At 55.9% G+C, this 6,900-nt stretch carries 8 protein-coding genes; 3 read left to right on the forward strand and 5 right to left on the reverse strand.

The genetic code is table 11. The features are described from left to right. Positions 1 to 221 precede the first annotated feature (221 nt). The 3 genes from argC to rplM form a co-directional block, all read right to left on the reverse strand. The gene (argC, locus tag G491_RS0104245; RefSeq protein ID WP_028313700.1) at positions 222 to 1,274 is read right to left on the reverse strand and encodes an N-acetyl-gamma-glutamyl-phosphate reductase; all 1,053 of its coding nucleotides are present in this window, start codon (positions 1,272 to 1,274) and stop codon (positions 222 to 224) included. A gap of 117 nt (positions 1,275 to 1,391) precedes the next feature. After that, entirely contained in the window at positions 1,392 to 1,787 is a 396-nt protein-coding gene (gene rpsI, locus G491_RS0104250) for a 30S ribosomal protein S9 (RefSeq protein WP_015947453.1), read from the reverse strand. 14 nt (positions 1,788 to 1,801) lie between these two features. Next, positions 1,802 to 2,239, reverse strand: coding sequence for a 50S ribosomal protein L13 (gene rplM, locus G491_RS0104255; RefSeq protein WP_035217590.1), 438 nt, complete (start codon positions 2,237 to 2,239; stop codon positions 1,802 to 1,804). A gap of 179 nt (positions 2,240 to 2,418) precedes the next feature. On the opposite strand from rplM, the gene G491_RS0104260 reads away from it, so the two are divergent. Further along, positions 2,419 to 3,069: an LOG family protein gene (locus G491_RS0104260; protein ID WP_015947455.1), complete on the forward strand. Its 651-nt coding sequence runs from the start codon at positions 2,419 to 2,421 to the stop codon at positions 3,067 to 3,069. 2 nt (positions 3,070 to 3,071) lie between these two features. On the opposite strand, the gene G491_RS29380 is transcribed toward G491_RS0104260, so the two are convergent. Then, positions 3,072 to 3,833 carry an enoyl-CoA hydratase/isomerase family protein gene (locus G491_RS29380; protein WP_051327023.1) on the reverse strand — a complete coding sequence of 254 codons (762 nt, stop codon included), beginning with the start codon at positions 3,831 to 3,833 and terminating at the stop codon, positions 3,072 to 3,074. A 289-nt stretch (positions 3,834 to 4,122) separates the two neighbouring features. Between G491_RS29380 and G491_RS0104270 the strand changes: the two genes are divergently transcribed. Together G491_RS0104270 and G491_RS0104275 are read left to right on the forward strand one after the other, a co-directional pair. Beyond that, positions 4,123 to 5,133 carry an Lcl C-terminal domain-containing protein gene (locus G491_RS0104270; RefSeq protein WP_028313702.1) on the forward strand — a complete coding sequence of 337 codons (1,011 nt, stop codon included), beginning with the start codon at positions 4,123 to 4,125 and terminating at the stop codon, positions 5,131 to 5,133. 33 nt (positions 5,134 to 5,166) lie between these two features. Next, complete coding sequence (locus G491_RS0104275) at positions 5,167 to 6,354, forward strand: geranylgeranyl reductase family protein (RefSeq protein ID WP_084511295.1); 1,188 nt, start codon at positions 5,167 to 5,169, stop codon at positions 6,352 to 6,354. Positions 6,355 to 6,624: 270 nt separating this feature from the next. Here the strand turns inward: G491_RS0104275 and G491_RS0104280 are convergent. Continuing rightward, on the reverse strand, positions 6,625 to 6,900 hold a 276-nt coding region (locus tag G491_RS0104280; RefSeq protein WP_028313704.1), incomplete at its 5' end, for a transposase domain-containing protein.

Genomic DNA, 6,900 nt, shown 5'->3' on the forward strand with positions numbered 1-6,900 from the left:
CTGCACGCATGGAATTGGAATGAAATAAGAAGAGCCGACGACCGGCCTTGTTTCCCCTTGAAAAATAAGCCGGCGTCTTTGTTGTGCGATTTTACATCCAAGGCATGCAAATGGGCTCCACCCCTGCTTCATTCCCATGAATCAGACTAAATAAGTACTCGGTAGTCCCAAATTTGTCAACAGGCAACAGGGGCCTGGCCGCCTGTCGCCCGATTGAAAGCCTAAACAGGATAAGGAGCTGCGTTAAGGCCTGCGCCTTCCGCCAGCCCGAACATGATGTTCATGTTCTGCACGGCCTGCCCTGCAGCGCCTTTCACCAGGTTGTCGATGACGGACACCAGAATAAGCCGGTTGGCGTGCTCGTCCACCCTGGCCGCAATATGGACGTAGTTGGTCCCCCGTACATGGGAAGTCCTGGGAAGCGCGTTGTCCGGACAAATTTTTACAAACTCGGCGTCCTTGTAAAACTCCCTGAGGATTTCCAGCGCAGCGGGCGTATCCAGATCCTTTTCCAGCATGGAATAGCTGGTGGCCAGCATGCCCCGGCTCATGGGAACCAAATGAGGCGCAAAGGTGATCTTCACATCCCGGCCGGCTTCCCGGGAGAGGATCTCTTCCATCTCCGGGCAGTGCCTGTGGGCGGCGACCTTGTACGCGGAAAATCCCTCGGTCAACTCGCAATAATGGGTGGTGAGGGATAGCCCCCGGCCTGCGCCGGACGCGCCCGACTTGGCGTCGATAACGATTCCCCTGGTGGAAATCACGCCCTGTTGGATGAACGGAGCCAAAGGCAGCAGGGAGCACGTGGGATAGCATCCGGGATTTCCGATAATGAAAGCCTGGGCGATCTCCTTCCGATACAATTCGCAAAGTCCGTACACGGACTTTTTCAACAGATCGGGGGAGGTGTGGGGCTGGTACACGGCCTCGTAGGCGGCCTGATCGTTAAACCGAAAGTCGGCGGAAAGGTCCACAATCCGGGTGTTGGTCCCCTCCAACTGAGGCGCAATAGCCATGGGCAGCTTGTGGGGCAGAGCCAGGAAGACAACGTCGGCCCGCTCGCCTATGGACTGGGCGTTGAACTCTTCGCAAACCAGGGGGACGACTCCCTGAAAGGCGGGAAAAACCTGGGCGATGGCCTGCCCGGCGTATTGACGGGAGGTCACGGCCTTTAATTCCACCTGGGGATGGTCCCAAAGGATTCTTACCAATTCGGCGCCCGCGTAACCGGTGGCGCCCACCACAGCCGCTGCAATTTTCTTGCCTTGGGTCATGCCAGTTTGCCTCGAATAAATCCTGGGGACGGAAAACGGGGAAAAGGCTTAGCCTTTTCCCCGTATGCATGCATATTTGCGGGTTCCGACAATAAGAAATAATGTCGCCAGCGAATTTTAACGCTTGGAGAACTGGAACCTTGCGCGCGCGCCCTTTTGGCCGTACTTTTTCCGCTCTTTGACCCTGGGGTCGCGGGTGATGTAGCCGGCTTTTTTCAAAACGCCGCGGAGATCGGGCTGGTATTCAAGCAAAGCCTTGGTGATGCCGTGACGGATGGCTCCGGCCTGTCCGGTAAAGCCGCCGCCTTTGACGGTCACGTTCACGTCCACGGAATCCTGCAGATTGGTCAGGGTCAGGGCCTGAAGCGTACGCTTGATAGCGGACTCCACCGTGAAGTATTTGTCAATGGGCTGATTGTTAACGGTGATATTGCCGCTTCCGGGACGAAGCCATGCCCTGGCGATTGCGGATTTTCTCTTACCCGTGGCGTAGAAGATGTTTTCTTCGTTCATTCCTTAACTCCTGATTACGCGAACGTTAAAGGCTCAGGCTGTTGAGCTTCATGAGGATGGTCGGGGCCGGCGTAGACCCTGAGCTTTTTGTTCAACTGCCTGCCCAGCCTGTTCTTGGGAAGCATGCCTTTAACCGCAAAGCGAATGAGGTCCTCGGGCCGTTTTTCCAAGAGCTTGGCGGCGGTGATTTCCTTGAGGCCTCCGATGTATCCGCTGTGGCGGTAGTACATCTTCTGAGAGAGCTTCCTGCCTGTGAGCCGAATTTTGTCGGCGTTAACCACAACAATGCAATCCCCGGTGTCCGTGTGGGGAGTGTACATAGGGTTATGCTTCCCCCGGATGCGGGCCGCGATCTGAGAAGCGAGTCTTCCCAGGACCTGGTCTTCCGCGTCCACGATGTACCATTTGCCTTTGTTGTCCGATGCTTTTGCTGAATACGTATATTTTTTCACTGTCATTCCCCTTAAATAAAAGAATCCGCATAAAATAAAGAATGCGGGTCTCGGTGTCAAGCGTTTTTTTGAGGCCTTTCAGGTTTTGCACCTCGGGGACGAGTGTGCTAAACATAGCCCCGGGGCCGGGACGTACCATGATGACCTGGGTTAATCAATAAAAATTTAAGGAAATGAACATGGAAAAACAATTTGTGATCGACGAGTTGGACCAAAGCGAGAGCTGGCGCATGCTGCGCATAGTGAGCGAATTCGTGCAGGGGATAGACCAAATGTCCGAAGTGGGGCCAGCCGTCAGCATCTTCGGCTCAGCCAGAAGCAAGCCCACCGACAAGTATTATAAAATGGCCCGCAAACTGGCCGCCCTGTGCGTAAAAAATAATTTCGCCGTGATCACCGGCGGAGGCGGAGGCATCATGGAAGCGGCCAACCTGGGCGCGGCCGACGAAAACGGAACCTCCGTGGGCCTGAACATCGAGCTTCCCTTTGAGCAAAAGCCCAACCCCTACGCAAACATCCAAATGAATTTCAATTATTTCTTCGTCAGAAAGGTCATGTTCGTCAAATACGCCCTGGCCTACGTGGGCATGCCCGGCGGCTTCGGCACCCTGGACGAACTTTTCGAGGCCGTCACCCTTATCCAGACCCATCGGATCAAACCCTTCCCTGTAGTGCTGATGGGCTCCGACTACTGGACCGGCCTCATGGACTGGATCAAGGATCAGCTTTTATCCCGGTCGCTTATCTCCCCAGGCGACCTGGATATCATCCGCATTATGGACGATCCCGAAGAAATCGTGGCCATGTTCAAACGCAGGATTATTGTTTAAATTTATTCCAGCTTTCCCGTGGCCAACTGGGCGATGCACATGGCCTGATTGCGGTCCTCCAGCTTGATGGCCTGCTCCAGGCTGACATTGCCGGTGTTCTGGTCCATGGCCTCTTTGGTGAGCTTAAGTCCCAGGGGCGATTTGCTCGCCATTTTCCCGGCCAGGGCCAGGGCTTCGTCCATGAGCTTGTCCGGGTCCACGATCTGCTGCACCAGGCCCATGCGCAGGGCTTCGTTGGCGTCGAACAAATCCCCGGTCATCATGTACCGGGAGGCGTTGCCGTTGCCCACGGCGCGGGGAAATAGCCAGGAGCATCCCATGTCGGCCCCGCCCACGCCTATGTTGATGTAAGCGGCCGAAAACTTGGCCTGGGACGACGCCAAACGTATGTCGCAGGCCAGGGTGATGGAAAATCCCGCGCCGGCCGCGGCGCCGTTGACCGCTGCTATCAACGGCTGGGGAATGCGCCGCATTTGCAGGATAAAATCGGAAAAGCTCTTTTGCCGCACATAGGCGGAAGCCGGGGTGAATCCCCATTCGGGATTGGTGATGTTGGAGTCCTTGATGTCCAGACCCGCGGAAAATCCCCGTCCAGCCCCGGTGACGACAAGGACCCGGGTTTCCGTGTCGTGCATTCTTTGATCAAGGCATTCCTCCAATTCGTCCCGCATGGGATAATTGATTGCATTCAGGCAATTGGGACGATTCAAGGTCAGAACGCCCACGGGTCCTTTTTGCTCATATTGGATGGTTTCAAAGCCCATGCTCATCTCTCCTTTGTACTTAAAGAGGGGGTGGTATGTTGAGATGGAAACTGCTGGAAAAGAAGGCGCGGACCGTTTTCGGCTTTATCCCCCCCCCCCGGTTTCAGCCTTAAATGGAACTCGCTTTTTTAGTATCAAAAAGATAGTATTAAAAACCCATTTGTGTCAACATGAACAAGACCTCCTTAAGCAGGTTTAATTGCGCCCGCAAATCTGCAAAGCCTTCTTTCATGCAGGGCTGAGTTCTCATGACGCTTGACTAGTTCAGCGATTATGACGATAATATGCCATGTCTAAACGACCAATCTTTCCAACAGACCAGTTTGAATGCTACGACGCCGAAGGCAAACCCGCGCGTTGCCAGGGGGAGCAGGACCCGGCCGGGGCTGGTCAGCCGTGGCCGTCTCCCCGGTTTTCCGAGGAAGGCCAGACCGTAAATGACGGCCTGACCGGGCTTGTATGGACCCAGGACGGGGCGGTCAGCATGTTTCCCATGATGTGGGCGGATGCATTCGATCTTGTTACGCGCATGAACAAAATCAACGCCTACGGCTACTCCGACTGGCGGCTGCCCAACCGGCGGGAGATGTTCAGCCTGATCAGCCATGTACGCAACGATCCCGCCCTGCCCCGCGAGCATCCCTTCGTCAACGCGGCGTCCAGTTGGTATTGGACGTCCACCACGGCGGCCCGGGTCGCCGTGGAAGCCTGGAAAGTCCACATGGGCAGCGGACGGATGAAGACGGCCCCAAAGCATGAAATGGCCATGATCTGGCCGGTGCGCGGAGGCCGGAAAGGCCAGATCCGGCTCCACTGGACCGGGCAAAGGCTGTGTTACAGCCAGGCGGGGAACATCATCGACTGCGAAAACAGCGGCCAGGACGGAGAGTTGAGGGTGGGCGCGCCATGGCCGTCCCCCAGGTTCACCCAGTCAGGCCAGACCGTTTTGGACCTGCTGACCGGCCTTACATGGACGCATAACGCCAATTGCGCCCCCGGCCTGGTTCCTTGGGAGCAGGCTTTTGAAGCCGTGTCCAACCTGAATAAAAACCAGGTCGGCGGCCATGGCGACTGGCGCGCGCCCACGGTGCGGGAATTGGAAAGCATCACGGATATGGGCGGCCACTCTCCGGCTCTGATCCAGGGACGGCCGTTCATCAACATCAAAGATTACTATTGGTCCTCTTCCACCGTGGCCAACGCTCCGGACCGCGCCTGGGTCCTGGAAACCGGGGACGGCGCCGTCACGCACCGGAGCAAGGGGGAGAAAGCCTGCCATGTGTGGGCTGTCAGGGCCTGACTTTTCTACCTACAAACTAAGGGGAAACTATCCATGAGAACGTACCGGACGATCGTGGCAGGGGGGGGTATGGCCGGCTTGGCGGCGGCCATTTTTCTGCGCAGGGCGGGCGAAGAAGTTCTGGTGTTGGAAAGATCGAAAACCCCGAATTTCAAGACTTGCGCCGGCGGAATCACGCCCAGGGGCGCCACACTGGCCGCCAGGCTGAATATCAACCTGGGGCCGCTGGTCAACCTGTACATCATGGAAAACAATACGCCGCCCTGGCATTACAACCGGTTTGAGGCCGACATCCCGGTCATGGGCGTGGCGGACCGGCAGGTCATCGATCAAAGCGTGTTCCTGCAAGCCCGGGAGGAAGGCGTTTCCATCAAGCACGCCACGGTGAAAAAGCTGGACTATTCCCGGGGAAAATTTCTCATCAAAACCGATAACGGCGATTTTTCCTGCCGCATCCTTATTGGCGCCGACGGCGCCAACAGCCTGGTGCGCAGGTCGTTCGGCGTCAAAACGCCCTATCAAGCCAGGGCGGCCATATATAGATGCATCGAAACGGAAAAATACGCGGACCGGATCATCTTTGACGGCGGCTCCGTCCCCGGCGGCTACGGCTGGATCTTTCCCACCGGCCCGGGAACGGTGAACGCCGGGGTCTACGACATCGGCAAAAACTTCGGAGGAAAAATCAAGGAAGGCCTGGACGCCTACATTAAGGATCGCTTTGGATTGACGTCGCCCCCAGGACAAGCCCGGGGCGGAGTGATTCCCTGGGGCGGGCACACCCGCCCGGCCAACGGAATGCCACTCCTGCTGGTGGGGGACGCAGGCGGCTTTGCGGATCCGCTCACCGGCGAGGGCATTTATCAGGCCATATACACAGCCCGAATCGCGGCCCGCGCCGTCATCAAATCCAGAGACCACAAAACCGTGCGCCGCCGTTTTTACCGGACGCTCCTCCCCATGCGGGTGAACGTCAAAGGCACGGAGTGGTTTTGCCCCCTGGCCCACACGCCCTTTGGCGCCAGGATGGGGGCGCGGCTGTTGGGCAAGCGCTGGGTATACGCTCCCGCGGCCGAAGGCCTGCTGCAAGGCTTTAATTCGGTTTCCATCGGCGCCTTGTTTCCGTTTCTGCTGCCCTATTCCTTCTTAAAACCCAGGTTGAAAAGCCATCGATCCAGATCCCACTGCTCCCTAAAGGATCACTCGGCCAGAGCTTTTTGACTTGTGACGCAACTACTATAGATGGTAACACACTAAAAACTATTGATATTATTAAAAATATCGAAGTTATTGACTTTTTGACGGACATCCCCCTAATGCTTCTTGATTTTTTGATGGCTGTCCTCGAAAATTTTTCTTATTTTTTATAAGATGCAAACTTCTCTTAATAATAGATTTGGGATTTTATTTCTTTCTGATAAATCGAAGCTATCTTTTAGATTCTCGTGTTTTATATGTAAGCGTCCAGTGAAGTACCCGGTTGGGTAAAAATCAATTGTTGGAAAGGTTAAAATCCGGGGATGGCAGGAGAGCTTGGTAGTCTTTCCGGGAGGTCGCCAGGGGGAGTCTTTCAAATAAAACTTTCAGATAGGCAAAGGGCTCCAGGCCGTTGGCCTTGGCCGTCTCGATCAGGCTGAAGAACAACGCGCTGGCTTCCGCGCCCCGGGGCGATCCCGCAAAAAGCCAATTCTTCCGGCCCACCACAAAAGGCCGAATCGCGTTTTCCGCCGCATTGTTGTCCGGCTTCAAATATCCCTGTTCCAGATA

The sequence above is a fragment of the Desulfatibacillum aliphaticivorans DSM 15576 genome (genome assembly GCF_000429905.1).
Taxonomy (GTDB): Bacteria; Desulfobacterota; Desulfobacteria; order Desulfobacterales; family Desulfatibacillaceae; genus Desulfatibacillum; species Desulfatibacillum aliphaticivorans.

Coding starts and splice junctions, on each gene's coding strand:
- argC (WP_028313700.1), bottom strand. CDS start 1,274: ATGACCCAAGGCAAGAAAATTGCAGCGGCTGTGGTGGGCGCCACCGGT.
- G491_RS0104275 (WP_084511295.1), top strand. CDS start 5,167: ATGAGAACGTACCGGACGATCGTGGCAGGGGGGGGTATGGCCGGCTTG.
- rpsI (WP_015947453.1), bottom strand. CDS start 1,787: ATGAACGAAGAAAACATCTTCTACGCCACGGGTAAGAGAAAATCCGCA.
- G491_RS0104270 (WP_028313702.1), top strand. CDS start 4,123: ATGTCTAAACGACCAATCTTTCCAACAGACCAGTTTGAATGCTACGAC.
- G491_RS29380 (WP_051327023.1), bottom strand. CDS start 3,833: ATGGGCTTTGAAACCATCCAATATGAGCAAAAAGGACCCGTGGGCGTT.
- G491_RS0104260 (WP_015947455.1), top strand. CDS start 2,419: ATGGAAAAACAATTTGTGATCGACGAGTTGGACCAAAGCGAGAGCTGG.